Source organism: Gemmatimonadota bacterium (assembly GCA_009692115.1).
In the GTDB taxonomy this organism is placed as follows: domain Bacteria; phylum Gemmatimonadota; class Gemmatimonadetes; order Gemmatimonadales; family GWC2-71-9; genus SHZU01.
In genome coordinates, this window is the sequence record SHZU01000014.1 from 12,290 (window position 1) to 37,378 (window position 25,089).

Consider the following 25,089-nt stretch of genomic DNA (forward strand, 5'->3'; position numbering starts at 1 on the left):
GGGTGGAGCAACCGACTGGAGGAGTACTACCGCCGCTTCTCGAGGATGGCGCGGATGGTCTCCCTAGCCTCCGGACTCCCTAGCCGCGCCGCCAGAATCCTGGTTTCGGTTTCCGCCGTTTCCCGGACCCGCGCGGCGAGCGGCGCCCGCATTAACCGTTTGGTTTCCCGAACCGACTCGGGCGCCAGGGCATTGAACCGTTCCGCGACCCGGCGCGCGTGCGCCACCACCTCCGCCGCCGGCACCACAGCGGTCGCCAGACCGCACGCGACGGCTTCGGCCGGGGTGAGTGGCTCGCCTAGGAGCAGCTTCTCGGCGGCCCGGGCGTGGCCCATCAATCTCGGCAGCAGCAGGCTCGAGCCGAACTCGGGCACCAGGCCCAGCGCCACGAACGGCATCAGGAGCCGGGCCTCGTCCGAGACGTAGACCAAGTCGCAGTGCAGCAATATCGTGACGCCTACCCCAACGGCGAGGCCGGTCACCGCCGCCGCCACCGGCTTCGGACAATCGAACATCGCCGCCATGAACGGCGGCAACGGCGGATCCCGCTCGACCGGCGATCGTTCCAGGAAGTCACCCAGATCATTCCCGGCGCAGAAGATGCCCGGCTGCCCGGTCAAGAGGATGGCCCGGACTTGGGGGTCGAGCCCGGCCGTCCGAACGCCCTCGGCGATAGCATCGTACATCGCCTTCGTGAGGGCGTTCTTCTTCTCGGGCGGGGCCAGCTCGATCGTGGCGACTCCGTTGGCAATACTGAACCGAACGTACGGCGTGGATGTCATCCCGGATCAGGAATGAATCACGGACACGCCGCCGTCGACGGCCAGGATTTGTCCGGTGATGTGCTTGCCGGCGTCCGAAGCAAACAGCAGCGCCGCGCCCTTCAGGTCATCGTCATCGCCGAGCCGCCGAAGCGGAGCGCGGGCGGCCAGGTTTTCGGGGCCCATTTTCTCGAGCGTGCCCTTGGTCATTTTGCTTGGAAAGAAGCCTGGCGCCAGGGCGTTGACGGTGATCCCGAACTCCCCCCATTCGCCGGCCAGCGTCCGGGTCAGGTTGACGACCGCGCCCTTGCTGGTGTTGTAGGCCACCGTGTCGTGGCCGGGGGGATTTCCTCCCAGGCCCGCGATCGACGCGGTCATGATGATCCGGCCCTTCCGGCGGGGAATCATGCTCTGCTTGGCAATGGCCTGACTGAACAGGAAGACGCTCCGGAGATTCAGGTTCATCACCTTGTCCCAGGCTTCGAGCGGATGGTCTTCGGCCGGGGCACCCCAGGCCGCGCCGGCGTTGTTGACCAGGATATCGACATCACCGAGCCGGGCCATCGTTTCGGCCACCACCCGATTCACTTCGGCGGGTATGCTGGCGTCGGCGGCGATCCAGCTTGCATCGATGCCCAGTTTGCCGAGGTGGGCCGCCGCCGCTTCGAGTTCGGCCGCTTTCCGGGACGTCAAAACCACCCGGGCGCCCGCCTCACCGAGGGCCTCGGCGATCTGCAGGCCAAGCCCGCGGGATCCCCCGGTCACCAGGGCGGTGCGGCCGGTCAGGTCGAACAACTTGAACACGGGGGTACTCATGGCGAAGCTCCGGAGGCGGTTAGGCCTAGAATATCTCGTGCTTCGGCCGGAGTTGCGAGGCTCCCCCCCATCGACTCGACGACTTTGACCGCCCGCTCCACCAACACGGTGTTGGACGGGGCCAAGACGCCCCGGTCCAAATACAGATTGTCTTCGAGGCCGACGCGGACATGGCCGCCCGCCGCGGCCGCCATCGCCACCATCGGGAACTGCCGGGGACCAATCCCAAACGCCGCCCACTCCGCGTCGGCCGGGGCCAGGCTCCGCAGAAACCCAAGCGCTTCGGGCGTGTCGGGGGCCCCCCATTCGATCCCGAGGCAGAATTGGAAGAAGGCCGGCCCTTTGACGAACCCGGTCTTGATGAGATGACTGGCCAGCCGGACATGCCCGGAGTCGAACACCTCGAGTTCCGGTTTGACGCCCGCATCCCGAATGGCCGCCGCCATGATCTGGAGGTGCTTCACCGTGTTCATCATGACCGTGCTGCCGAACGCGTCGCCCGAGGCCATCGTGGCCACATCGAGGCTGCAGATCTCCGGCTTGAGCTCGACCACGTGCTGGACCCGGATCGTGGGCGCCGCGAGGTTGGTGCCGGGACCGGGCGTCCGGGGATCGTCATCGCCGGGGGCAAACCGCTGGCCCGGGCCGGTGGTGAGGTTGATGATCACGTCCACCGACGAACTCCGGATCCGGTCAACCACCTCGCGGTAGAGATCAAGCCGCATACTGGCGAGGCCGGTCTCGGGATCGCGGACGTGGATATGGGTGATGGCCGCGCCCGCCTTGGCGGCCTCGATGCAGGCGGTGGCAATTTGGGCCGGCGTCACCGGCACGGCCGGATTTTTCTTGACCGTCGGGGGCGACCCGGTCACGGCACAGGTCAGAATCGTCTTCTTGGCCATGGTCTCTACTTGGTTCGGGTCATACCGGCCAGCGCGGTCTTGAGCGCCGTCACGAAGGAATCCACCTCGGCGTCGGTCATCGGCGTCGAGAGACAGCCGAGGCCGGTCTTCCCGATGATAATCCCGGACCCCATCAGGCGGCGATGCAACTCGGCCATTCGGGCCGCCGGTTGGGCGTTCCGGACCCCGCTCCGGTAGTTGGTGATTCGATCCGACGTCAGCACGATCCGGAACAAGGAACCGTCCCCGGTGAGTTGACCCCGTTCACCGGCGTCATGGAAGGCTTGGTTGCCCTCCCGGCGGAGCCGCTCGCCCATGGCGTTGAGCCGATCGACGGCGGCAGGGGTCCAATCCTCGAGGGCCGCGAGCCCGGCCACCATCGTGAGCGGGTTACCGCTGAACGTACCGCCGGACAGCACCTTCGGGGTGCCCTTGGTCGGATCGAGCATCGCCATCAACTCGATCCGGCCACCGACCGCGCCGACTGGGAGGCCGCCCCCCATCACTTTGCCGAATGTCGTGAGGTCCGGCGTACCGCCATACCGGCCTTGGGCCCCGTGGTACCCCACCCGAAAGCTGATCACTTCATCATAGATCAACACCACCCCGTACTGCCGGGTGATCTCGGTCAGAAACTCGAGGAAACCCGGTTCCGGCATTGGGGCGCCGGTCCGGACCGACATCGGATCGACCAGTAGCGCCGCGAGCTCGCCACCATGCTGTTGCATCAACCGCTCGACCGCGGCCCGATCATTGTATTGAACGACCAGCACCTCGTCGAGGAGAGACGGCGGCAAACCTCCGGTGGTTGGAGCGCTGGCTGGTTGATCCTCCGGCCCCCAATTGGCCGGCGTGCCGCCGAAGCTCACCTGGACGTAGTCGTAGTATCCGTGATACCCTCCCTCGAACTTGGCGATCTTGGCGCGGCCGGTAAACGCCCGAGCCATCTTCACGGCCAACATCACCGCTTCAGTGCCCGAGTTGGCAAACCGAATCTGGTCGAGGCTGGCCACTCGTTCGACCATCGCTTTGGCGAGCAAGACCTCCGCTTCGCCGGGTTCGGACCAGACCGTTCCCCGCCCCAATTGGGCGACGATCGCCGCCACGATCGCCGGATGGGCGTGACCGTGAATCAACGAGGTCATGTTGTTGAGGAAATCGACCCGCTCGACGCCGTCGACATCGATCAGCCGGCACCCGCCCGCCGACCGGGCGTAGATCGGAAAGGGCGTATAATGGTAATGCAGCCGAGAGGTACCGCCCGGGATGTATTTCAGGGCTTCCCGGTAGAGTTGTTCGGTGGGGCTCGAAACCGAGGTCATGAGGCTCCTTCGGAGTGATTTCGACGGGATGCTTCTCGGGACACGAGGTCGTCGCCCGTTGGTACCAACGGTCGCGGGCGGCGACATCCGCTCAACCGATCCGGTCGCTTGACTTTCGATCTTCAGGCAGCGAATTAGGTCCATCCCGATCCAAGGTGTCACTATGTCGAGCCCGCGAGCATACCTCCTGATCGCCGCCATCGGCGCCGGTCCGGCCACCGCCCAGGCTCCCGTCGGGGCTCAGGTCTTCGAACAATCGATCGTCGAGCTCCAGGCCTCGCTGACGGCCGGCCGGGTCACCTCCGTCCAGTTGGTCGACGCCTACCTGGCCCGGGTCGCCGCCTTCGACGCCGGCTGGCTTGGGCTCAATAGTCTTCTGCGCACGAATCCCCGGGCCCGCGCCGAGGCGGCCGGCCTTGACCGGGAACGGAAGGCCGGACGGGTCCGGGGCCCGCTCCACGGCATTCCGGTCGCGCTCAAGGACAACTTCACGACGATCGGGATGCCAACCAGCGGCGGATCGTTAGGCTTGGCCGGCCTCGTGACCGACGACGAGGGGCCGATCGTGGCCCGGCTCCGGGCAGCGGGGGCGATCGTGATCGGCAAGACGAACATGCACGAGCTGGCGGCCGGCATCACCTCGATTTCGTCGTTAGGCGGACAGACCAAAAACCCCTATGACCCCCGTCGGTGCCCGGGTGGGTCGAGCGGCGGCACCGGCGTGGCGGTGGCGGCCAGTTTCGCGGCGGTGGGATGGGGGAGCGACACCTGCGGGTCGATTCGGATCCCCGCGGCCTACAACAGCCTCTTCGGGCTCCGGCCCACCCAGGGCTTGGTGAGCCGAACCGGCATCCTGCCGCTCTCCCACACCCAGGACATCGCGGGACCATTGGCCCGCACGGTCATGGACCTGGCCATTGCCCTCGACGTGAGTGTCGGGTACGACCCGGCCGATTCAAACACCGCGGTCCTTCGCGACCGGCCGGTTCCCCGGTTCGTCGCGGCCCTCCGGTTCGCCTCGCTCCGCGGCGTCCGACTCGGTCTCCTCGCCCCCTACCTGGCCGAGGCCGATCAGGACATTCGCGACACCGTGCGAGCGGCGGCGGCGGCCATGAAGGCCGCCGGGGCCGAGATCGTGGAGGTCACCATCCCGGGATTGGACTCGATCGTGGCCGGCACCAGCGTTCTCAACTTCGAGACCAAATACGACTTGACCGATTTCCTGGCTCGGATCCCGGGCGCGCCGGCCGGCTCGCTCGCCGAGCTTCTGGATCGGGGCCTCTACCACGACGCGATGGAGGCTCGGCTTCGCCGGGCGGACACGGTCTCGTCGCGCGACAGCGAGGCGTATCGCAGGGCGATGGCGAAGCGGACGGTGCTTCGGGACCGGATCGTCGCCGTGCTCGACAGCCTCCGGCTCGACGCCCTGGTGTATCCGACCATGCAGCGTCGCCCAGTCCTGATCGGCGATCCCCAGACCGGCGGCACCTGCCAGCTGAGTGCGCAGTCGGGACTCCCCGCCCTGGCCGCGCCGGCCGGCTTTACCGCCGACGGTCTTCCGGTCGGCCTCGAGCTGATTGGCCGTCCATTCGAGGATCCCAAGCTGGTGGCCATTGCCGGCGCCTTTGAGGCGTTAGGTCCCCGGCGCCGCTCGCCGCCTTTCGCCCCCGCGCTGGTGGCCGGTCGAGCACCGCCAGCGGTCTCGTTCACCATCACGGCCCGCGCCAGACCCGGCTCGGCGACGGGAATCTTCCGCTTCGACCCCTCGCGCGGGACGCTCCGCTATGACGTCAGGGTGGCCGGCGTGGCCGCCGGGTCCGTCGACGCCGTGGTGCTGCGCCGCACCCGGATTGGATCGAGCGGGCCGGTCATCCAACGGTTACTCGGCCCCGGCGAGTTGCGCCAGAGCGGCGAGCTCGTGCTGACGGGGATCAATCGAACCGCCCTCGACGCGGGCGCGCTCACCATGGACCTCTTCACGGCCGGCGAGCCGGGCGGTCTCCCGTCGGCGTCGGTGGCCTTGCCGGCGCCGAAGTAGAATCGGATTAGGGAAGGTCGAGGGTATCGGGCGGAAGCACGGGCGGGGGTGGACCACCGATCGGAGACGCGGAGGAGCCGAGCATCCGGCCCCTCCGCTCCGGGACCAGACTCAGCGACCGTTGGTCTCCGCGACCGGCGTCGGCCAGCAGGTGGTAGCGCCGTAGGGGCGGTTGGTGAACGGATTCCGCCCCACCTTCCACGGGATGTTCTTCCGGATCAGATCGTTCATGCGATGCCCTCCCTCGAATGACAACTCCCGGCGCCGTTCCTCGATGATAATATTCACGGCTGCTGCTTGGTTGACGCCCGCCACCGCCAGCGCTGGCAAGTCGACTTCGGCCCGTCTCGCATTGATGATGGCCATTGCTCCCGTCACATCCCCGAGCATCGCGTTGGCTTCGGCGAGGATCAGGCGAGCTTCCCGGTAGCTGGCCAACCGAATGGGATCGGCGATTCCGGAGTACTTGGTGGTGACCCAGAGGTTGATGTAGGGATTAAAGGCGGGCTTATTGAGATTTTTCACAAGAACCCGCGGATCGTTCATGGTCCGATAGTCATTCGAGACCACGAAGGCGCCCAGATCGGTCGCGAAGTAGTGGAGCTTGTTCCACCGGCGGTCGTTTTCGATACCGCGATCCGCGAAGAACTCGAAGCCGGCGGGAACCCTGGCAGCGAAGGTGGCCGCCTGCGCCCAATTCTTGAGATTCATGTTGACCCGGGCCAGGCCAACGTTCGACAACTTGATGAGATCCGCGCTCCCCGATCCGGCCTGCCCGGCCAGGGCGATGGCCTCAGCGAAACGGGCCGCGGCAATGGTGAGCGCGGCGGCCGGGGGCCCGGGCGCTCCGCCGTCGAGGGCGACGGTGCAATAGGTCTCACCGAGAAAGGTATAGGCGTAGGCACCGTACGCCCGCACCATGGCTTGGAGCCCCACTCGGCCCGGCACCTGGGCATCGGTCCATGCGGCAAGGCGTTTGAACACGTCCTCCGACTGAAAGCGAGCTACCTGCATCGGCACATGCAATCCGAAGTCCGAGGAGCCCGCTTCGCACTGACCGACGGCGTAATCGCCGTTTTCGCTGGTAATGTTGCGCTCGCCCCAGTTGGCGAGGAGTCCGTTGTCGCTCGCCGATTCATACTCATCGGAATGGACAGAGGTTCCGCCGACGTAGTTGTTGTAAGCGCACTCGAGATCGCCGACCACACCGTTCGCGAGAACCTCGGCGAGCGCCGGATTGTTGAGTTGGTCGAACGGGATCCGACCAGGATACTTGACATCGAGCAGGTTGCTACAGGCCCCGAGCGCTAGTCCGACGATCGCGATCACGAGTCCGGTAGCGGGGCGGAGGAGCCTGGTCAGGCCCCCAGGAACATGGTGATTGGTCCGCATGTGGTATGTCTCCCTGACGCAGTGTGTCGTCATCAGAATGTGAACCGGAGTGACATCCGAATCCTCGCCGCTTGGGCAAACGACTCCTGAGCGTAGCCTTGGCTGCCAGTGACGTCGCCCGCAAAATTAGGATGAATCTCGGGATCGATCCACTTGGTCCCGTGTCCCTCCGTTTGGGCCCGCCAGAGGAACGCGAGGTTCTCACCGGATACGGTAAAGGAGCCGTGTGAGGCGCCGACCCAGCGGGAAAGACGGGCCGGCAACTCATAGCTGGCCGACACGGTCCGGAGCCTGGCAAAGCCGGAATTGAAGAGACCGGCGGCATCCCCCGCGCCACCGTATCCCGATTGGAGCAAGCCGTAGTAGCCGGTGAGGATCGGATCGTCGCCGGTGAGGATCGACTTGGAGTTTAAGAAGAACAGGTGTCCAAAACCGACATCGCCGACGTCGGTGGTGCTGCCACCGAGATAATCAACCAACGCGAGCAGGCGGAGTCGCTTGCTGATGGTCAGGGTAGCACTGCCGCTGCCACTCCACGACGGCGTAGGGTTGCCCCGATAGATCCGGGGCGCATCGGCGCACGGGACGATGGCGCCGTTACCCGCACCCAGATCTTTACCACCCTCGCACATGATGTTAGTTGCCGTCGGCACTTCCTTCGCCACTTTGACCACGGTAGCGCTGACCACCCTCTTCAAGAAAAACGATGCTGGAGCGAAGCCTTCGACATTGTACTGGGAGGCCCAGGTGGCGATCGCCGGAGGCAGGCCCCCCATGCTGGTGATCTTGGAGTCGTTCTTGGCCATCGTGAACCGGAGATCCAGGCCGAGGTTCTTGGCGGCAACCGGACTGACGTCGACCGCGAGCTCGATTCCCTTGTTTCTCGTCTGGCCGATGTTCACGAACGAATAGCCCGGAAACCCGCCTGACGGCTTGAGCGGGATATTCAAGATCGCATCGTCGATCTTCTTGTCGTAGTAGGTGAACTCGATGCCCACCCGCTGATTCAACAGGCCGGCATCGAAGCCGATTTCGAACTCCTGCCCCACTTCGGGTTTGAGGTCCGAATTGCCGAAGTTCTGGGGGGTTACCACCCCGCCTCCAAGATGGCCGACCTTGGCCTGGTAGGTCCGGAGCGCGGAGAAGACGTCCGGCTGCTGACCCGCCTTGCCCCAGGCGCTCCGGATCTTGAGCTGCGGGATCCAGCTCTTATCGGCCAGGAACGGCTCTTCAGAGACCACCCAGGAGAGGCTGAACTTGGGATAGTAGACCGCCTTGAAGCTCTTGCCGAAGGCGCTGTTGCCGTCGCCCCGAAGCGCCGCGGTGAAGAACCTCCGGTTCTTCCAGCTGAGCTGCTCCTGGACGTACACGCCAAACGTCTTGTTCTCTAGAAATGACTCGGAGGCCGAGCGCTGGGCGGCCCCATTGATATTGCCTGGACCGGGAATAGCGAAGTTCAGGCCCTCGCCGTAGAGTGACGCCAATTGCTTATAGTAATACTGGGTTCCAACCGATGACGTGGTCGTCAGTCCGGCGGTGGGTTGCCAGGTTGCCGAAGCGCCGTAGTCGATGGTGAGGTATGTCGTTCGGTTTTCCCCTTGGGTCTTCTGACCGTTGCTGGCACTGAAGAACGGCCGGCGAGAGTCCGCGTGCCGCTCGACCAGATTATCGGAGTTATTGTTGACGAAGTCCGGCCCGACGGTCAGGTGGTGCTGAAGCCAGGAAAAGGGCTGGTGAGTGAACTTCGCGCTGAAGTTGGTCCGATCGATGTAGTCGTACGCGTTGGTCTCCGCGTAGTCCTCGGGCCGGTAGAAGGTGAAGCCGCGACCACCATTCGGGTCGTTAAAGCCGGTGGTGGACGGATTGGCCTGAGTGGGCCGGCAGCTGTTGTTGACGCAAGCCCACACGATGGAGGTGGTGATTGGCTGGAATGCCTGGGCGCTGTGGGTCGCCGAACGGAGCGTGCCGAGGCTCAGATCAATCTTGAACTTATCGTTGGTCGAACGGTAGCTGAGGTTGGCGCGGGCATTGTATTTGTTCTGCGAGTTGTAGCTGACGTACCCTTCCTCACGATTGAAATCCGCGGCGAACAAATAGGTGATTCGCTCAGTGCCACCGCTCACGCTGCCTCCAAGGCTCGTCGGAACGCCGGTGGAGAAGATCGCGGGGTAGCCTTTGGACAACCGGAACCTCTGGACGTTGTGTTCCTTGACGCTTCCGTCGTGGTCCATGTAATAAGCGGAGGGATACCGGCCCTCGGGATCTTGCAACCAGGTGAACCCGGAGGCCGCATGGGTCTCGAATACCGGTCTCCCAGCCCGGCCCCGCTTGGTGATGACCTGGATCACCCCGTTGGAGGCCTCGGTCCCGTAGATCGTAGCCGCCGAGGGCCCTTTGAGCACCTCGATGGACTCAATCTCTTCCGGATTCAAGTCGTTGATGCGAGAGGGCGACTCGCCGCTGAAGTTCTGAAATCCCTGAGTTGCGACCGCCGCCTCGTTGTAGACCCGGACGCCATCGATGTACAGCAGCGGCTCATTGGAAAGACTCAGGCTTCCGGTACCGCGGATCCGAGTAATCCCACCGGAACCCACCGACCCGGCGGCCCGGACGACCCGGACTCCGGGCACGTTGACGGACAACATGTCCTGGAGTTTGGTAGGCGGCGCAATCACAACCGTATTGGCGACGTCGACCCTCCCGATCGTGTTCCCGAGGCTTCGCGAGGTGGCCTCGCCCACGGTGCCCGTGACGACAAGTTCGTCGAGCTTGACCGCGAGCTCAGTGAGCTCGATCCGGACCGGACTGCCGCCGACCGGCGCCTGCCGCGTGACGGCTAGGAAACCGACGCGTTGGGCCGTGATCTGGGCGGTCGACCCCGTGAGCCCCGTGAGGGTGAACTGGCCTCTGACATTGGTGACCGCCCGGACGGCGGTGCCCTGAACGCCGACCACTGCATCGACGAGCAGCCGCCCCGACTTCGCCTCGACCACGGTGCCGGTGATCGTTCCGGCCTGGGCCGAGACCGACGGCACGAGTCCGAAGAGAAGGAGCCAACCGAGCGCAGCCGGGACGAGCACGGCTGCCAATCGGGATGATCGGAGCCTCAAGTGTCGGACCATAGAACGTCCTCCCAGTGGATGTGGTAACACGGGACACGGTAACACGGTCGCACGGCATTCGGCGCCGCGAAGGGAACGCGACGAATCGCATTAAATGAAAAATCTGAGGTTGCCAAGTAACAACACACATTTAGTCAGCATCCGCAACCCCCCCCCGACCCCCCCCGATCCACGACCGCTCGACGGGAATGTCCTCGCGATGTGAAACCGCCGCTGGTTGGTACCAACCGTCGCGCCCGGCGTCTTCTTCTCGTGACCCTGGTCGCCCCCGGAACCCATCTTGTCGACGTTCACTACCTCGGCCGGCCCGAGATCATCGCCGTCGGCGTGATCGACACCGGTGTGGGGACGCTGCTGATCGACCCAGGCCCGTCGTGTGCGCTCCCGGCGCTCCGGCAGGGCATCACCAATCTCGGCGTTGCCGTGGGTGACATTTCCGCCATTCTGCTGACCCATATCCATCTCGACCACGCCGGTGCCGTCGGCTCATTGCTCCGGGACAACCCGGCCATCCGAGTGTATGTGCACGAGAAGGGCGCCCACCATCTGATCGACCCGTCCCGCCTCCTCGACAGCGCCCGGCGGCTCTACCGCGAGGATATGGATCGCCGCTGGGGCGAGTTTCTCCCGGTGCCGGCACCGAACGTGATCGCGCTGACCGGCAGCGAAACCCTTCGGTTCGCCGACCGACGGTTTCCCGTGGCTGATACTCCCGGCCACGCCTCGCACCACGTGAGCTTCCTCGACCACGCCACCGGCACCGCATTCGTCGGTGACGCCGGCGGGAATCGGTACTCGAACCGGAACTACGTCTCGCCGGTTACCCCACCCCCGGACGGGGACCTCGCCGGCTGGCAGACTAGCATCGATCAGTTTCGGCGCTGGGATCCCGCCCGGTTGTTCTCGACCCATTTCGGGTGTTCCAACCCGGTCGGGGCCCACCTCGACGAACTGGAATCGCGATTGGCGCTCTGGTCCGACCGGGTCCGGACCTCGCTGGCCGACACCGGCCGCTCCGACGAGCAGCACGCCACCGAATTCGTCGGGTGGGTCGCGGCACAAATCCGGGAGCGGCTTGCGCCGGCCGACGCCGTCATGTACGAATGGGGTACCACCGCCATCAACAGTTGGCACGGACTCGCCCGCTATTGGCGGACCACCACCGGAGATGCCCCTCGATGACCAGCCCGAGCAGAGAGCCCGCTCCCTCGCCGATCCGGTGGCGGATGCCGATCGCCCTGCTCATCGTCACGATGATCAATTGGTTCGACCGCTCCGCCTTGTCGCTCGCGCTGCCGAAGATCGCCGAGGAGCATGGGTGGTCCACCACCGAGATTGGGACCAACGGCGGCCGGTTGATTTCGTTGTTTTTTCTCGGCTACGGACTCGCCAATTTGATCTTGAGTCCGATTGCCGAGCGGTTCGGGCCGCGGAAGGCACTGGCGTGGTCAGTCGTCGCTTTTTCCCTCGCGACGGCCTTGAATGCCCCGTTTGGCGCCACCGTCATCGCCCTCGCCGCACTCCGGTTCTTGCTCGGCGTGGCCGAGGGAATCCATTTCCCGATGTCGAGCGCGATCGTGAGCCGGTGGTTTCCGCTCAATGAGCGGTCGCGCGCCAATGGCCTGTTCATCATGGGCGTCCAAGTGGCGGTGGTCTCGGGCCCATTCGCCATGGTGCCGCTGATCGAGCACTTCGGGTGGCGGAGCATGTTCCTCGTCCTTGGGGCACTCGGCTTCTTCGTGGCGCTGCCCGCGGTCATCTGGCTCCTCCGCGACGATGGGCCGTACCGCCAGGGCGACGGGACCGACGGCGCCCCGCTCTGGGCCGTGTTTCGGAACCGCAACTACTGGCTGGTGCTGGTGGCCGGGATTCTCAGTAACATTGTCATCTATGGCATCCTGACCTGGCTTCCCACCTACCTCGCCAAGGGCCGCCAGGTGCCCTTTGCCGACTTGGCCGCGAGCGCGTCGGCACCGTTTTGGCTCGGTGCGTTAGCCATTCCGGTGTGGGCCGTCCTTGGGGATCGAACCGACCGCCGAGCCCAGTTTGCCAGCGTGGGATGCGGACTCGCGGGTATCGGCGTGTACCTCGCGGCTCACTCGACCAGCTTGGCAGTCACGGTCGCGTTCTTGGCCGGTTCGCTGTTTTTCCAGAACGCGTACCAAACTGCGGAATTCGCCCTGGTCCAGCGGATCCTCCCCCCGGAACGGGTCGGGGCGGCCACCGGTCTCTACAATGGCCTGGCCATCATCCTCGGCGGGGCGGGCGGCACGGCCCTGGTCGGGAAAGTGGTCGAAGTCACCGGCAGCTACGACAGCGGGCTGATGGTGGTGGTCGTGGCCGGCCTGCTCAATGCGGTGGTACTCGGGCTCCTCTCTCGTCGGATCAAGTATTGAGGCAACCATGAAGCGCGAAGCCAAGACCCCGGGCATCATCAGCGCGGCCCTCGTCACCATCCTCTTTGGGCTCGCTCGGCCGTCCGTTGCCCAGCAGCCGGGGTGGGGCCGCGGGTTCGACGCGCTGATGGACTCGATCCGGGTCCAGTGGAACGTTCCCGGCATGGCGGTGGCGGTTGTGTCCAAGGGTAAGGTCATTCACATGGCGGGGTACGGTCTCCGCGACGTGGCCGCCAAGCTTCCAGTCACCACCGACACCAAATTCGCCATCGCCTCGATCAGCAAGTCGTTCACGGTCACCGCCCTCGCGGCGCTGGCCAAGCAGGGCAAGATCGAATGGGACCGCCAGGTCCGGGACTATCTCCCGGATTTCCGGATGTCTGATCCGGTGGTGACCGAGCGGATGACGATTCGCGATCTGGTCACCCATCGCTCCGGGCTCGCGCGACACGATCTGATGTGGGGTATCGGCGTCTATAGCCGGGAGGACCTCTACCAGCGGCTTCGATATCTCCAGCCGAATAAAGACTTTCGAACCACGTGGCAGTACCAGAACCTGATGTTCACGACGGCCGGCTACCTGGCCGGCAAGGTGAACGGCAGCACGTGGGAAGACCTGGTGCAAGCCGCGGTGTTCACGCCGCTCCGGATGACCAACTCGGGCACCTCGATCGCGGCCTATCAACAGTCGCCGAATATCGCGCTTCCCTACGCCCTCCACGATGCGGACACCCTGATGCCGGTCCCGTGGCGGAGCACCGACGCGATCGCACCGACCGGCGGGGTCCACGCCAGCCTCGACGACCTGACCCGCTATCTCATCATGCAGATGCAGGGCGGCACCTTCGAAGGCCGTGACCTCATCGCCCGGGCCGACGCCCGCGCCATGCAATCGCCCCAGATGGCCATGCAGCAACCAATGACGACGCTAGCCGGCGAATTCCCCGAGTTGGGCGACGAGGCCTACGGCATGGGCCTCCTGGTCACCAACTACCGGGGCCACAAGCTGGTCCACCACCCCGGCAACTGGGACGGCTATTCGCTCGAGCTGAGTTTTCTGCCTAACGACTCGCTCGGCGTCGTGGTGCTCACCAACATGTACAGCACCATCCTCAGGGATTTCCTGCCCTGGCTGATCTACGACCGGCTCCTCGGCCTCCCGCCGGCGAATTGGAATGCCCGGTTTCTCGACCGGCGAGGCCGGATGCGCGCCATGACCCAGAACCAGCGGGCCGCCGAAGTGGCGAGCCGGGTGCCGAACACGACGCCGTCCCACCCGCTCGACGCCTACGTCGGGCGCTACAGCCATCCAGCCTACGGCGACATGGTGGTGAGCCGAGACGGCGACGGCCTCCGCCTCAAGTTCGGGGCCTATGAGTTCCCGCTACCCCACTTCCACTATGACGTGTTCCGGTTCGCGCCGGCAGCCGGGAACCCGGTGCACAACCGGTTCCGGTGGCGAGTGACGTTCAATACCGATGGGGATGGGTCGATCGGGTCGATCTCAGCGCCGGTCGAGCCGACGGTCGGACCGACCGTGTTTACGAGACGGCAGTCTACTCGGCCCACACCTCCCTGAAGTAGCCAGGAAGATCAATCGCGAGCGCGGTGTCCGTGCCGGGAGGGGCCCAGCGCAGGGAGACCTCGATGACGGCCGGCCTCGGGGCCCCGGGGGACCACCAGGGGGTTCACAATTCACGACTTAGAGCACCTCGAACACCCCGGCCGCCCCCATGCCGCCCCCAATGCACATGGTGACGCAAACCCGCTTGGCGCCCCGGCGCTTCCCCTCGATCAAGGCATGGCCGGTCAGCCGCTGGCCACTCATCCCGTACGGATGCCCCATCGCGATGGCCCCGCCGTTGACATTGAGCCGGTCCATCGGAATCCCGACGGTGTCGGCGCAATAGAGAACCTGCACCGCAAACGCCTCATTCAACTCCCAGAGGTCGATATCGTTGACCGTGAGGCCCAGGCGCTTCAAAACCTTCGGAATCGCGAACACCGGCCCGATCCCCATCTCATCCGGCTCGCACCCCGCCACCGCAAAGCCCAGAAAACGGCCTAACGGTTTGAGCCCATGCTGCTCGGCGAACTTCTCACTCGTCACGACACACGCCCCCGCCCCATCGCTGAATTGGCTGGCGTTGCCGGCCGTGACTACGCCGCCCGGTACGGCGGTCCGAATACCCTTGATGCCGTCGTATGTCGTGCCCGGCCGAAGTCCCTCGTCGACGCTCGACGTGACTTCCTTGGTCCGAAGGCCATTCACCGGATCGGCCACCCCGGCCGTCACCGTGATCGGCGCGATCTCGTCCTTGAACTTGCCGGCGTCCTGGGCGGCACAGGCCTTCTGCTGGCTCGCGGCCCCGAACTCATCCATCCGCTCTTTCGGCACCGCATACCGCTTGGCCACCGTCTCGGCGGTCTGGAGCATCGGCCAGTAGATCTCCGGCTTGTGCTCGGCAATCCAGCTGTCGGCGATCATATGCGTGTTCACTTCCTGCTGGACGCAGGAAATGCTTTCGAGTCCGCCCGCGACGTAGACGTCGCCCTCACCGGCCATGATCCGCTGCGAGGCCAACGCAATCGTCTGCAGCCCGCTCGAACAAAACCGATTGATCGTCATGCCCGCCACCGACACCGGCAAGCCGGCCCGAATCGCACACTGGCGGGCGATGTTGACCCCGGTGGCCCCTTCCGGATTGGCGCACCCCATCAGCACATCTTCGACCAGGCCCGGGTCGATCCCGGCGCGGTCGAGGGCAGCCTTGACGACGTGACCACCGAGGGTGGCTCCATGGGTCATGTTGAACGCGCCCTTCCAGCTCTTGGTGAGCGGGGTACGGGCAGTCGAGACAATCACAGCACGGCTCATGTCGTCATTCCTCTCAAGTAAAGCTCTTGCCGTCGGCCACCAGCTTCGCGAGCAGCGGCGCCGGTTGCCAGAAGGCGGCATCGTCGTTGGGGTTTTGGGCAAACCGCTTCATGGTCTCGGCGACATTGAAGAGACCTTGGCTGTCGGCGTAGCACAGCGGCCCGCCCCGGTGAATCGGGAAGCCGTAGCCGGTCAGGTAGACGATGTCGACGTCGCTCGCCTTGTTGGCAATGCCCTCTTCGAGCAGCCGGGCGCTTTCGTTGACCAAAGCATAGACCAGCCGGTGCACGATCTCCTCATCGGAAATCTTCCGGGCAACAATCCCGATCGACTTCCGGTAATCGGCAATGATCTGGTCGACCACCGGTGACGGAATCGCGTCCCGCTGGCCCGGCTGGTAATCGTACCAGCCGGCCCCGGTCTTCTGGCCGAACCGACCCGCCTCGCACACCACGTCCGCGACCTTACTGTACTTCATCTTGGGATATTCGACATAGCGCCGCTTCCGGATGGCCCAGCCAATGTCGTTGCCGGCCAAGTCGCTCATCCGGAACACGCCCATGGCAAACCCGAACTTCTCGAGCGCCCGGTCCACCTGCGACGGGGTGGCCCCTTCGTCGAGGAGGAACCCGGCCTGCCGGAAGTAGTGCTCCACCATCCGGTTGCCGATGAACCCGTCGCAGACGCCCGCCACCACCGCGGTCTTCTTGATCGTCTTGGCCATACCCATCACCGTGGCCAGCACGTCCTTACCCGTGGCGGCACCGCGGACCACCTCGAGCAGCTTCATCACGTTGGCCGGGCTGAAGAAGTGGAGACCGAGCACGTCGGCGGGGCGCTTCGTGAACGAGGCGATCTTGTTCATGTCAAGCGTCGACGTATTGCTGGCCAGGATGGCGCCCGGCTTGGCCACCTGGTCGAGTTTCTTAAAGACCGTTTCTTTGACGCCCATGTCCTCGAACACCGCTTCGATGATCAGATCGGCCTTCTTGAGATCGTCGTAGCTCAACGTCGGCGTGAGGAGACTCATCCGCTGCTCGTACTTGGCGGGATCGAGTTTACCCTTTTTGACTTGGCCCTCATAGTTCTTCCGAATGACGCCCAAGCCGCGGTCAAGCGCTTCCTGGCTGGTCTCGACGATGGTCACCGGAATGCCGGCATTCAGGAAATTCATCGAGATCCCGCCACCCATGGTGCCGGCGCCAATGACGCCGACCGAGGCGATGGTCCGGACCGGGGTGCCCTCGGGCACATCGGGAATCTTGCTCGCGGCCCGCTCCGCGATGAACCCATGGCGGAGCGCGGCCGATTCCGGGGTCAAGTACAGCGCCTGGAACAGCTCCCGTTCCCGTTGCATGCCAGCCTCGAACGGCAACTTGACCGCCCCTTCGACCGCGTCGACGCACTTGGCCGGTGCCGGGAAATTCTTGGCCATGGCCTTGACGGTGTTCCGGGCAAACTGGAAGTAGGCGTCGGGGTTCGGGTGCTTGGCCGGCAGGTCGCGCACCTTGGGGAGAGGGGCCCCGCCGGCATGCTTGGCCCCCATCTCGGCGGCAAAGGCCAGGGCGCCGGTCATCAGATCGCCGTCGATGATTCGGTCGAACAGCTTCTGCCCCGGCAGTTTGGCCAGCAGTTCACTCTTCACCGGCTCGCCGCTCACGATCAGGTTGAGCGCGGTTTCGACGCCCAAGACCCGGGGTAGCCGCTGGGTTCCCCCCGCCCCGGGCAGCAAGCCCAGTTTGACCTCAGGCAGCGCGATGCTGGCCCCTGGTGCCGCCACCCGGTAGTTGCAGGCCAGCGCCAACTCGAGCCCCCCACCCATGGCCACGGAGTGGATCGCCGCCACCACGGGTTTCCGGCACCCCTCCACCAGCCGGAGCAGGCTGTTCAGATTGGGCTCGGCCAGGGCCTTCGGGGTCCCGAACTCCCGGATGTCGGCCCCGCCGGAAAACGCCTTGCCGGCCCCGGTGATCACGACGGCGGTGACCGATGCGTCGGCTTCGACCTGGTCGATCCCGGCCGCAACCGCCGAGCGGGTGGCGATGCTGAGCCCGTTGACGGGTGGGTTGTTTAACGTGATGACGGCAATGCCGTCGCGGACCTCGTAGGAGGCGCTCATCCGGACCTGGTTCCTCTCTGGGCTATGCGAATCCTGCAACCCAGAAAGATAGATCCGGATCTGCCCCCGGCGCGACCCGACTAGTAGGCGGCGAGGGTAAGGCCGAGCGGCTCGAGTCGCTTGAAGTCGGCGGGGTTGGCCGTCGCCAGCGCAGCCCCGGCCCGGATCGCGGTGGCCGCGATCATGCAATCGATCAGGGTTCCCCGGCGGCGACCGGTGGCGTTGAAAAAGCCAGCGGCGGCAACCGCGTCTTCGGCCGCAAACTCGACCCGGTCAACGACGATCAGGGCGGCAAGGTCAAACTCGGCGGGCTCGAGCGGGCCGCAGAGAAACTCAGCCCACGCGACGGCGCTGGTGATCGGCCGCTGACCGTCGCGGAGCCACCGGCGCAATGCCCGGTCCTCGCCCGTGCCCGGAACCAGAGCCCGGATCAGAAAGCTGGTATCGACCATGATCACCGGGTGCGCCGCTCGGTCCTGACCGCCGCCGCCCAACGCCCCGCCGCGGCATTCGTCAAGGCAACCCGTCCCTGCAATTGATCGAGCACCGTAGCGCCCGGTGGTTCGAGACCGGCGGCGGCGACCCGAATCGCCCGTCGGAGGACATCCGACTTCGACGTTCCCCACCGCTTGGCGAGGGCGTTGAGCACCCGGACGGTCTCGGCATCAAGCGTGTAGGTTCCTTTGATTCGCGATATGGCCATACTTGAAGGTATGGCCATATGCTCAATTCGGCTAGATTGTCCTACCGGCGGTCCCAGTCGCGGGCCATCTCTCGTTGGTGTTTCTCCCAGCGCTCCTGTTCTCGGCGCCGGAATTCGCGCTCTCGCTTGGTCATGTCGTTCTCAAAGTCGATCCGCCGTTTCCGCGCCGGGTGCAGTCGCCGGCGTGCACGACGACGTCACCGGCTGGCACGGGCGGCATGTGGTGATGGAGCCCATGGGTATCGCTGATCAGAACGATTCGCACGGGGTCCGCGATCAGGGCCGGAGTGAGCGGCGGATATGTGATGCAACAGCCTTGGGGCGGTGGCACGGACGTTAGGCCGAACCGGGCGCTTTCCCCAGGGGGGCCTGCACCTGGAATCCACCAGACCAGACCCGACCAGACCCTCGCCGTCGCTCGACCCTCGCCGTATCTTCCGATGCGAGTTCCGTCCGACCTTTGTCACGTCTCCAGGAGACCAGTCCCAATGCCTCTGGCTCGATTGATCAGGGCGGCGCTGTTGCTCGCCTCAGTTCTTGCTCTTCCCGCCCCAGCGGGGGCGCAGGACGACCCGGCTCCATTCATCGCCCGGATCGAGGCCGCCCAGTCTCCCAACCGGCAGGGCTTCGATGGCCTGACCATCCCGGAGCTGCTGGCGCGGTTCAAGGTCCCGGGCGCCAGCGTGGCGGTAATCAAGGATTTCAAGATTCACTGGGCCAAGGGGTACGGCCTCGCCGACGTGACGGCCAACCGGCCGGTCGAGGTGACCACCGCCTTCCAAGCCGCGTCGATCAGCAAGCCGGTCATGGCCATGGCCGCGGTCCGACTGGCCCAAGAGGGCCGCTTTTCGCTCGACCAGAACATCAACTCGCTCCTCAAGTCTTGGCGAGTGCCTGAGAGCGAGCTGACCCGATCGCAGCCGGTCACGCCGCGGTCGCTCTTGAGCCATACCTCCGGTTCCGACGACGGGTTCGGGTTTCCCGGCTATGACCCCGATGCCCCGCGCCCCACCGTACCCCAAATCCTCAACGGCGAATCGCCGTCCAACGTGGGGGCCGTGCGCTTCGTCCGGCCGCCGTTCACCGGCCAGAAGTACTCGGGCGGCGGCACCGAGATGATGCAGCTCGCGTTGACCGACCTGACCGGACAACCATTTGCCGAGTTGATGCGCCAGAAAGTGCTCGACCCGCTCGGGATGACCGCGAGTTCCTACGAGCAGCCCCCGACCGGGGCGATCGCCGAGCGGACTGCCCGGGCCCACGGCGGCGACGGAAAGGCGATGGGAGCCAAGTGGCACGTCTACCCCGAACAGGCCGCCGCCGGTTTATGGACGACGCCGAGCGACCTGGCCAAAGTCGCGATCGAAACCCAGCGGGCCATCCAAGGTCCCGCGGGCAAGGTGCTCTCGCAGGCCAGCGCCCGCGAGATGATCGCCCCGACCGGGATGGGACCGTTTGCGGTCGGCTTCATGGTCGAGAAGCGGGGCGAGGGCTGGTACTTCATGCATAGCGGTGGCAACTGGGGTTTTCGCTGCGACTTGGTGGCCCACGTCCGGAAGGGCTATGGCGTGGTGGTCATGACCAACGGTGACAACGGCGGGGCCATCATCCGGGAAATCGAAGAGCGGGTCGCGGCCGCCTACGGCTGGGACTCGCTCGACAAGCCGATTCCCCGATAACATCTCACAACGGAGTTTTCGCATGACCTCGGGTTCCCGCACCGCCCGGATCGTCTTCTCCCTCCTGACCCTTGGGACGGTGGGCCACGCCCAGGGTTACGACATCGTGATCCGGAACGGACGGGTGCTCGACGGCATGGGCAACCCCTGGATCGCCGCCGACATCGGGATCCGGGGCGGCAAGATCGCCAAGATCGGACGGATTCCAGAGGCCGGCACCCGGGAACTCGACGCCACCGGCAAGTACGTCACGCCGGGCTGGATCGACATGATGGATCAGTCGGGCGGCGTCTTGCTCCGGAACGGATTGGCGCAAAACAAAGTGCTGCAAGGCGTGACGACGTCGATCGGCGGCGAAGGCGGTTTTCCGGTCCCGGCGGGCCGGATCACCGAGTATTTCCAAACGCTCGAGCGCCAGGGCATCAGCATGAATTTCGGGTCGTACTTCAGTGAGACCCAAGCTCGAAACCCGGTGCTCGGCCCATCGGCCCGGAAGCCGACTGCTGACGAGTTGACCCGGATGCGCGCCATCGTGGATACCGCGATGCGGGCCGGCGCGATGGGGATGACGACGGCGCTGATTTATCCTCCATCGAGCTACGCCACGACCGAAGAGCTGATCGAGGTGGCCAAGGCCATCGCGCCCTACGGCGGCACCTACGCGAGCCACATCCGGGGCGAAGGGAAAGAACTGATCGAGTCGATTGCCGAAGCCATCCGGATCGGGGAGGAGGCCAAGGTGGCGGTCGAGGTCTTTCACCTCAAGGCGGCATACAAGCCGGGCTGGGGCAAACTGATGCGGGCGGCCGGTGACCTGATCGACGCGGCCCGGGCGCGGGGTGTGGATGTGGCCGCCGACCAGTACCCCTACACCGCCGGCGGCACCGGGCTCGAGGCCACGATTCCGTCGTGGGCGTTCGAAGGCGGGATGGATTCACTCCGGGCCCGGCTCACCAACCCCGAGATCCGGAAGCGGCTCAAGCAGGAAACCAGGACCGGCTCGCCGGGGTGGTGGAACATCATCGAGGCGGCCGGCGGCTGGGACGGCATCGTGTTAGGCAACGCCCGGAACCCTGAGAACGCCAAGTACGTCGGGAAATCGCTGACCGTGATCGCCAAGGAAATGAAGAAAGACCCCCGCGATGCCGCCTGGGACTTGGTACTGGCCGGGGGAGGCCGGGTTACCGCGATCTATCACATGATGGGTGAAGACGACGTCAAGATGGCGCTCAAGTTCCCCTGGGTCAGCATCGGCAGCGACGCAGGGGCGTCAGCCGACCCCGGCGCCATCGATGGGACCGGACTGCCCCATCCACGCGCCTACGGAACCCACCCGCGGATCATCGCGCAGTACGTCCGAAAGGATGGGCTTCTGACTCTGCCGGAGGCGATTCGAAAGATGACCTCGTGGCCCGCCACCCGGATGAAGCTCGCCAACCGCGGCTCGCTCAAAGAGGGCAATTGGGCCGATGTCGTGGTGTTCGACTACGACAAGATTGAGGACGAGGCGACCTGGGCCGAGCCGGTGAAGTATCCGAGCGGAATCGACTACGTGCTGGTGAACGGCCAAGTCGTCACCGAGCACGGCAAGCATACCGGCGCCAAGCCCGGCATGGTGCTGTACGGTCCGGGCAAGAATTAGCGTCGTTCGAGGAAGGTCTCGACGGTCATCGGGGCAACCCCGAAACGATCAGCGGTCTTTTGCCAATGGTCGAGCCGGTGATCTTCCCGGCCCGACCAGTACCCGATGGGCATGAACCGGGCTGCCAGTTCGTTGAACGGCCGAACCAACGCCGCCCCGTACCGGAGCACCGCCAGCGGAATCCGCCGACGGCAGACCTTCCGGCCGGCTGCCTGCTCCAGGACATCGGTCAGGGCCGCGATCCTGGTGGTCATCCTGTCGGTGAACTTTCTGGGCGACGGGTTCCGGCGGGTGAACCCCGGCTCACCCTCCGCTCGTATCTGACGTATACTCTTTCACCCATCAACCTGAAATGGCCGCGATGACCACCCCGAAAACCCAAGAAAATCCCAGCCTGCTCGGCCGGCTCATCGACGCCAAACCCGGGGAGTTGGCCCCGGTCCTCTGGGCTTCGGCCTATTTCTTCTGCGTCATGGCAAGTTGGTTCATTCTTCGGCCGATCCGCGATGAAGCGGGCATCGCCGGCGGGATTCGCAATCTGCCGTGGCTCTTCACCGGCACGATGATCGCCATGCTGGTGGTCAGTCCTGCGTTCGCCGCCTTGGTCGCCAAGTTGCCCCGGAAGCGATTCGTTCCGATTGCCTACCGCTTCTTCCTGGTGAACCTGGTCGTGTTCTTTGCCCTGTTCACCGCATTCCCGGAACCCCCACAGCAGGTTTGGGTTGGACGGGCCTTCTACCTGTGGGCCAGCGTTTTCAACCTGTTCGTCGTGTCGGTGTTCTGGGGTTTCATGGCCGATGCCTTTCGGTCTGAGCAGGGTAAGCGACTCTTCGGTTTCATCGGCGTCGGGGGGACCGTCGGCGGTATCATCGGGTCCTTCACCACAGCCTCCTTAGTGAAAGGAGTCGGCACCGCGGGGTTGTTGCTGGTTTCGGCCGCTCTCCTCGAGGTCGCGGTCCAGTGCGCCGGGCGACTGGCCAAGCTGTTCCGCGACGGAGGCGAGGGGCGCGAGGCGGTTCCGGACGAGGCCGCGATCGGGGGAGGCGCCCTGTCCGGCATCAGTCACGTGTTCAAGTCGCCCTACCTACTCGGCATTTGCGGATACATGCTGCTCTACACGATTGGGTCGACGTTTCTCTACTTCCAACAAGCCCATATCGTCGAGGGTGCCTACCAGGAGGATCGCGCCGCGCGAGCCGCCTTGCTCGCCCAAATCGCGCTGGCGGTCCAGACGTTGACCGTGGTGGTCCAAGCCCTGCTGACGGGCCGGTTGATGAAGCGCTTGGGCATTGCGGTCATGTTGACGATCGTGCCGGCCATTTCCGTCGCGGGATTCCTCGGCGTTGCCTTGGTGCCCAGCGTGGCGGTGCTGATTGGGTTCATGATACTTCGGGGCGCCGGCAACTACGCCGTGGCGCGGCCCTCGCGGGAGGTGCTCTACACCGTCGTGAGTCGCGAGGACAAGTACAAGGCCAAATCGTTTATCGATACGTTCGTGTACCGATTCGGCGATCAGGTGGGGGCATGGGGCGATCGTTTGCTCGGCTCACTCGGACTCGGAATGGCCGGGGTGGCGTTGGTGGCGGCCCCGCTCGCCGGCCTCTGGCTCTTGATCGGGCTCTGGCTCGGGCGCCGGCAGGTGGTTCTCGGCACTCGGGACTCGGCGCTCGGCGCTCGGCCGTAGGGGGGCAATCTCGACGAAGGGCACTGACCGGATCGACTCCCGCGAGATTGCGAGGTCCGGTCAGGCCCCCATTATCATCCGCCGATCACACCCACTCTTCGCGTTGCCGTCATTGGCGCCGGCCGCTGGTCGGCCTCCGCGCATTTACCAGATTTTCAACGCTCGCCGCTGTCCGAACTCCTCGTCATCTGCGACCTCGACCGGGATTTGGCCGAGCGGCGGGCCCGCGAGTTCGGGATTCCTGAGGTGACCACCGACTACCGCTCGATCCTGTCCCGGCCCGATATCGGCGTCGTCGACATCGTCACCCGGGGCGACCATCAGGACCTGGTGTTCGAGGCCCTCGAAGCCGGGAAGCATTGCCTGGTCGAAAAACCGGTCTGCCACGACTACCGCGGTGGGTTGCGCTGCCGTTAGGGGAACAGGATCGGGGTCCGGCGCAAACGAGTCCGTTTTAGATCAGCCCGGCCACGCCGTCCCGGATTCGTTCCATGGCGGACTCGAGATCGGAACTCGCCGATGCGAACGACAATCGGAGCCGTCCTTCGCCCCGGGAACCGAAGGCCAGGCCGTCGATCGTAGCAACCCCATGGTGTTCGAGGAGGTGCACGGCCAGCTCGCGGGATTTCATCTGATGACGGGCCAGCAACTCAGAGAAGTCGGGGAATACGTAGAACGCTCCGGCCGGGACTGGACAGCGCACCCCGTCAATCGCATTGAGCCCGGCCACCAGCAGGTCGCGCCGGACCCGATACACCGCGACTTGGGCGGCGACACTCTCCTGGGGACCAGTCAGTGCGGCCACCCCGGCCCGCTGGATGAACGGCGCGACACAGGTATAGCCGTTGATCGCGAGGGTCGTGAGTCGCTCGACCCAAGGCCTGGGAACCGCCAGGTAGCCCAGCCGGTACCCAGTCATGGCATACGTCTTGGAAAATCCATCGACGACGATGGTCCGGTCGCGGGCACCCTCGTACGCCGCCAGGCACGCCGCTCGCTCGCCCTGGTACACCAAGCGGGAATAGATGTCGTCGGAAACCACGGTGAGTCCATGGCGCGCCACCAAGGCGGCGAGCCGTTCGGTGGCCGCTCTGGTGAGGGCGCCGCCAGTCGGATTGTTCGGCGAGTTCAAGACCAGTACCCGGGCCCGGGGAGTAATCCGTGCTTCGATATCATCGACATCGGGGGCGTTGTTGTCGTCAACCCCGTAGCCCACCGGCGTCGCGCCGACGAACCGGGCCACCGACGGGTAAATCGGAAACCCCGGGTCCGGCACCAGCACGTCATCGCCGGCGCTGACCGTGGCCAGCATCGAGTAAAACACGGCCGACTTGGCGCTCGGCGTCACGATGACTTGGTCGGGATCGAACCGAACGCCACGGGAGGCGAGATCGGCCGCAATGGCCTCGCGAAGTTCTGGAATGCCGGTCGGGGCGACGTAGCGGGCATCGCCGGCCCAGAGCGCGGCAATCGCCGCCTCGGTCACATGCGGAGGGGCGGCGACGTCGGGCGCCCCCAGTTCGAGATGGACGACCGAACGGCCGGTCCGCTCGATTTCCGTGGCGCGCCGGAATACGTCCAGCGCGCCTTCACCTGACAACAGGTCGAGCCGTGCGGCCAAGTCTCCGGTCATTC

20 protein-coding genes and 1 pseudogene are annotated in these 25,089 nt (G+C 65.3%); 8 read left to right on the plus strand and 13 right to left on the minus strand.

Features of this window, described 5'->3' with window-relative positions; genetic code table 11:
- Positions 1 to 26: 26 nt before the first annotated feature.
- The 4 genes from EXR94_13755 to EXR94_13770 are packed head-to-tail and all read right to left on the minus strand — an operon-like array spanning position 27 to position 4,002.
- The gene (locus EXR94_13755; protein MSR03781.1) at positions 27 to 782 is read right to left on the minus strand and encodes an enoyl-CoA hydratase; all 756 of its coding nucleotides are present in this window, start codon (positions 780 to 782) and stop codon (positions 27 to 29) included.
- Positions 783 to 788: 6 nt separating this feature from the next.
- Positions 789 to 1,577: an SDR family oxidoreductase gene (locus tag EXR94_13760; GenBank protein MSR03782.1), complete on the minus strand. Its 789-nt coding sequence runs from the start codon at positions 1,575 to 1,577 to the stop codon at positions 789 to 791.
- On the minus strand, positions 1,574 to 2,479 hold the full coding sequence (locus EXR94_13765) for a 3-keto-5-aminohexanoate cleavage protein (protein ID MSR03783.1): 906 nt from the start codon (positions 2,477 to 2,479) through the stop codon (positions 1,574 to 1,576). The genes EXR94_13760 and EXR94_13765 overlap by 4 nt, the downstream gene beginning before the upstream one ends.
- 5 nt (positions 2,480 to 2,484) lie before the next feature.
- Entirely contained in the window at positions 2,485 to 4,002 is a 1,518-nt protein-coding gene (locus tag EXR94_13770; protein MSR03784.1) for an aspartate aminotransferase family protein, read from the minus strand.
- Between EXR94_13770 and EXR94_13775 the strand changes: the two genes are divergently transcribed.
- The gene (locus EXR94_13775; GenBank protein ID MSR03785.1) at positions 3,965 to 5,839 is read left to right on the plus strand and encodes an amidase; all 1,875 of its coding nucleotides are present in this window, start codon (positions 3,965 to 3,967) and stop codon (positions 5,837 to 5,839) included. The genes EXR94_13770 and EXR94_13775 overlap by 38 nt on opposite strands.
- Before the next feature lie 111 nt (positions 5,840 to 5,950).
- On the opposite strand, the gene EXR94_13780 is transcribed toward EXR94_13775, so the two are convergent.
- On the minus strand, positions 5,951 to 7,264 hold the full coding sequence (locus EXR94_13780) for a RagB/SusD family nutrient uptake outer membrane protein (protein ID MSR03786.1): 1,314 nt from the start codon (positions 7,262 to 7,264) through the stop codon (positions 5,951 to 5,953).
- Positions 7,264 to 10,353: a SusC/RagA family TonB-linked outer membrane protein gene (locus tag EXR94_13785; protein MSR03787.1), complete on the minus strand. Its 3,090-nt coding sequence runs from the start codon at positions 10,351 to 10,353 to the stop codon at positions 7,264 to 7,266. Before EXR94_13785 ends, EXR94_13780 begins: the two co-directional genes overlap by 1 nt.
- 201 nt (positions 10,354 to 10,554) lie before the next feature.
- Between EXR94_13785 and EXR94_13790 the strand changes: the two genes are divergently transcribed.
- From EXR94_13790 to EXR94_13800, 3 genes are read left to right on the plus strand one after another with little or no spacing between them, the layout of a single operon-like run.
- Entirely contained in the window at positions 10,555 to 11,535 is a 981-nt protein-coding gene (locus EXR94_13790; GenBank protein ID MSR03788.1) for an MBL fold metallo-hydrolase, read from the plus strand.
- Positions 11,457 to 12,749 (plus strand): MFS transporter, encoded by a 1,293-nt coding sequence (locus EXR94_13795; protein ID MSR03789.1) that lies wholly within the window; start codon positions 11,457 to 11,459, stop codon positions 12,747 to 12,749. Before EXR94_13790 ends, EXR94_13795 begins: the two co-directional genes overlap by 79 nt.
- On the plus strand, positions 12,706 to 14,328 hold the full coding sequence (locus tag EXR94_13800) for a serine hydrolase (GenBank protein ID MSR03790.1): 1,623 nt from the start codon (positions 12,706 to 12,708) through the stop codon (positions 14,326 to 14,328). Before EXR94_13795 ends, EXR94_13800 begins: the two co-directional genes overlap by 44 nt.
- A gap of 123 nt (positions 14,329 to 14,451) precedes the next feature.
- Here EXR94_13800 and EXR94_13805 read toward each other — a convergent pair whose 3' ends face one another.
- The 5 genes and pseudogenes from EXR94_13805 to EXR94_13825 all read right to left on the minus strand — a co-directional run bounded on the left by EXR94_13805 (position 14,452) and on the right by EXR94_13825 (position 18,714).
- Positions 14,452 to 15,627: an acetyl-CoA C-acyltransferase gene (locus EXR94_13805; GenBank protein MSR03791.1), complete on the minus strand. Its 1,176-nt coding sequence runs from the start codon at positions 15,625 to 15,627 to the stop codon at positions 14,452 to 14,454.
- A 13-nt stretch (positions 15,628 to 15,640) separates the two neighbouring features.
- Positions 15,641 to 17,746, minus strand: a complete 2,106-nt coding sequence (locus EXR94_13810; GenBank protein ID MSR03792.1) for a 3-hydroxyacyl-CoA dehydrogenase — start codon at positions 17,744 to 17,746, stop codon at positions 15,641 to 15,643.
- 80 nt (positions 17,747 to 17,826) lie between these two features.
- Positions 17,827 to 18,204 carry a PIN domain-containing protein gene (locus EXR94_13815; protein MSR03793.1) on the minus strand — a complete coding sequence of 126 codons (378 nt, stop codon included), beginning with the start codon at positions 18,202 to 18,204 and terminating at the stop codon, positions 17,827 to 17,829.
- A complete protein-coding gene (locus tag EXR94_13820; GenBank protein ID MSR03794.1) occupies positions 18,201 to 18,467 on the minus strand; it encodes a ribbon-helix-helix protein, CopG family in 267 nt (88 codons plus the stop codon). The genes EXR94_13815 and EXR94_13820 overlap by 4 nt, the downstream gene beginning before the upstream one ends.
- A gap of 157 nt (positions 18,468 to 18,624) precedes the next feature.
- Positions 18,625 to 18,714: pseudogene (locus tag EXR94_13825) on the minus strand (metallophosphoesterase).
- Between the two features lie 238 nt (positions 18,715 to 18,952).
- Here EXR94_13825 and EXR94_13830 point away from each other — a divergent pair.
- Both EXR94_13830 and EXR94_13835 read left to right on the plus strand, forming a co-directional pair.
- Entirely contained in the window at positions 18,953 to 20,128 is a 1,176-nt protein-coding gene (locus EXR94_13830) for a class A beta-lactamase-related serine hydrolase (GenBank protein MSR03795.1), read from the plus strand.
- Positions 20,129 to 20,150: 22 nt separating this feature from the next.
- Positions 20,151 to 21,770: a D-aminoacylase gene (locus tag EXR94_13835; protein MSR03796.1), complete on the plus strand. Its 1,620-nt coding sequence runs from the start codon at positions 20,151 to 20,153 to the stop codon at positions 21,768 to 21,770.
- Here the strand turns inward: EXR94_13835 and EXR94_13840 are convergent.
- Positions 21,767 to 22,024: a hypothetical protein gene (locus EXR94_13840; GenBank protein MSR03797.1), complete on the minus strand. Its 258-nt coding sequence runs from the start codon at positions 22,022 to 22,024 to the stop codon at positions 21,767 to 21,769. The two genes, EXR94_13835 and EXR94_13840, sit on opposite strands and share 4 nt — an antisense overlap.
- Positions 22,025 to 22,122: 98 nt before the next feature.
- Here EXR94_13840 and EXR94_13845 point away from each other — a divergent pair, with 98 nt between their 5' ends.
- Together EXR94_13845 and EXR94_13850 are read left to right on the plus strand one after the other, a co-directional pair.
- Positions 22,123 to 23,454: an MFS transporter gene (locus tag EXR94_13845; protein MSR03798.1), complete on the plus strand. Its 1,332-nt coding sequence runs from the start codon at positions 22,123 to 22,125 to the stop codon at positions 23,452 to 23,454.
- A gap of 84 nt (positions 23,455 to 23,538) precedes the next feature.
- Positions 23,539 to 23,871 (plus strand): Gfo/Idh/MocA family oxidoreductase, encoded by a 333-nt coding sequence (locus EXR94_13850; GenBank protein MSR03799.1) that lies wholly within the window; start codon positions 23,539 to 23,541, stop codon positions 23,869 to 23,871.
- A gap of 37 nt (positions 23,872 to 23,908) precedes the next feature.
- On the opposite strand, the gene EXR94_13855 is transcribed toward EXR94_13850, so the two are convergent.
- Positions 23,909 to 25,087, minus strand: coding sequence for a pyridoxal phosphate-dependent aminotransferase (locus EXR94_13855; GenBank protein ID MSR03800.1), 1,179 nt, complete (start codon positions 25,085 to 25,087; stop codon positions 23,909 to 23,911).
- Positions 25,088 to 25,089 lie beyond the last annotated feature (2 nt).